Genomic DNA, 2710 nt, shown 5'->3' with positions numbered 1-2710 from the left:
GGCATCTGCTTGGTTATCTAATGAGCCTGTGTTTAGGGTCAGACTTTGTCCTGATAAGGTACCGCTGTTATCTGTTGTTTGAGTATCCAGTGTCAGTTTGCCAGTTTGAGCAGTAATCACGCCCGTGCCAGCATTGCTCAAGGCCTGCGTCGTCAGTGTCGCTGTTTGACCTGCTAACGCCCCTTGGTTATCCAGCGAAGTTGTCGCACTCACATCAAGCACGCCCTCTTTTGCTAGTACCACGGCATTTTGAGCATTTGTCAGTGTGTTTGTACTTAATGTGACGCCTTTACCTGAGATACTGCCGTTATTCGCCAGCGTAGTTGTGGTAAGACTAAGATCACCTGCTTGTGCCGCAATCACACCCGTCCCCTGATTGGTAAAGATCTCACTCACAAGCGTTACATCACTGCCCGCTAATGACCCTGTGTTCGTCAAGGTATCCGCATCAACATCCAGTTCACCCGCTTGGGCAATCACTACCGCATTCTGTTGATTCGTCAGCGTATCTGTCTTAATTGTCGCAGACTGTCCTGCCAAGCTACCCGCATTATCTAGGCTATTGGTTGTTACACTCAGTTTGTCGGTTTGTGCTGAGATCACGCCCGTTTGATGATTTGCCACTGTCGCAGCATTCACGGTCACCGCGTTACCACCGATGGCACCGCGATTGACTAAGCCATTCACCAAGGTAATCACGACATCACCCGCTTGAGCAATCAAGGTAGCACCTGCTAGGTTTTCAAGCACATTGGCCACAAGTGCCACACTTGAACCCGCTAATGTACCCGCGTTATCAAGGGTCTGGGTATCCAGTGCCAATACCCCACCTTGTGCACTCATGACACCTGTCGCGCTGTTGGTAATACGGGTACTGACATCCAGATCAATCGATTTTGCACCGATCGCCCCATCATTCGTCAGAGTTTGGGTATCAAGGTCTAAGGTGCCACCATTGGCCACCATGACAGCATTGCCATTATTGCTGATCGTATTCGCATTCAGAATCATGTCATTACCAGACAGTGAACCCGTATTGACGATCTTTTGGCTCGCCGCATTTGATTGCGCTGAGACCTGTAAACGGCCTGCTTGAGCGGCAACCACACCTTGGCGGTTATTATTCAGTTCATTCACGGTCAATGTGACATCAGAACCCGCAAGAGACCCATCGTTGTTGATGGTGCCTGTGGTGATCGCTAATTCACCATTTTCAGCGATCACAACGGCATCTGCTTGGTTATCTAATGAGCCTGTGTTTAGGGTCAGACTTTGTCCTGATAAGGTACCGCTGTTATCTGTTGTTTGAGTATCCAGTGTCAGTTTGCCAGTTTGAGCAGTAATCACGCCCGTGTCAGCATTGCTCAAGCTCTGTGTCGTCAGTGTCGCTGTTTGACCTGCTAACGCCCCTTGGTTATCCAGCGAAGTTGTCGCACTCACATCAAGCACGCCTTCTTTTGCTAGTACCACGGCATTTTGAGCATTTGTCAGTGTGTTTGTACTTAATGTGACGCCTTTACCTGAGATACTGCCGTTATTCGCCAGCGTAGTTGTGGTAAGGCTAAGGTCACCTGCTTGCGCCGCAATCACACCTGTACCTTGGTTGGTAAAGGTCTCACTCACAAGCGTTACATCACTGCCCGCTAATGACCCTATGTTCGTCAAGGTATCCGCATCAACATCCAGTTCACCCGCTTGGGCAATCACTACCGCATTCTGTTGGTTCGTCAGCGTATCTGTCTTAATTGTCGCAGACTGTCCTGCCAAGCTACCCGCATTATCTAGGCTATTGGTTGTTACACTCAGTTTGTCGGTTTGTGCTGAGATCACGCCCGTTTGATGATTTGCCACTGTCGCAGCATTCACGGTCACCGCGTTACCACCGATGGCACCGCGATTGACTAAGCCATTCACCAAGGTAATCACGGCATCACCCGCTTGGGCAATCAAGGTAGCACCTGCTAGGTTTTCAAGCACATTGGCCACAAGTGCCACACTTGAACCCGCTAATGTACCCGCGTTATCAAGGGTCTGGGTATCCAGTGCCAATGCCCCACCTTGTGCACTCATGACACCTGTCGCGCTGTTGGTAATACGGGTACTAACATCCAGATCAATCGATTTTGCACCGATCGCCCCATCATTCGTCAGGGTTTGGGTATCAAGGTCTAAGGTGCCACCATTGGCCACCATGACAGCATTGGCATTATTGCTGATCGTATTCGCATTCAGGATCATGTCATTACCAGACAGTGAACCCGTATTGACAATCTTTTGGCTCGCCGCATTTGATTGCGCTGAGACCTGTAAACGGCCTGCTTGAGCGGCAACCACACCTTGGCGGTTATTATTCAGTTCATTCACGGTCAATGTGACATCAGAACCCGCAAGAGACCCATCGTTGTTGATGGTGCCTGTGGTGATCGCTAATTCACCATTTTCAGCGATCACAACGGCATCTGCTTGGTTATCTAATGAGCCTGTGTTTAGGGTCAGACTTTGTCCTGATAAGGTACCGCTGTTATCTGTTGTTTGAGTATCCAGTGTCAGTTTGCCAGTTTGAGCAGTAATCACGCCCGTGCCAGCATTGCTCAAGGCCTGCGTCGTCAGTGTCGCTGTTTGACCTGCTAACGCCCCTTGGTTATCCAGCGAAGTTGTCGCACTCACATCAAGCACGCCCTCTTTTGCTAGTACCACGGCATTTTGAGCA

At 49.9% G+C, this 2710-nt stretch carries 1 protein-coding gene; it reads right to left on the bottom strand.

Annotated features, from left to right (window positions below):
• Positions 1–2710, bottom strand: a 2710-nt coding sequence (locus tag OA91_RS23705) for a beta strand repeat-containing protein (protein WP_157203897.1), incomplete at both ends; no start/stop codon positions are given.

The sequence above is a fragment of the Marinomonas sp. SBI8L genome, assembly GCF_001624705.1.
GTDB lineage: Bacteria > Pseudomonadota > Gammaproteobacteria > Pseudomonadales > Marinomonadaceae > Marinomonas.
The sequence above is the reverse complement of the archived record's forward strand: the minus strand, read 5'-3'. Positions and strand labels throughout refer to the sequence as shown.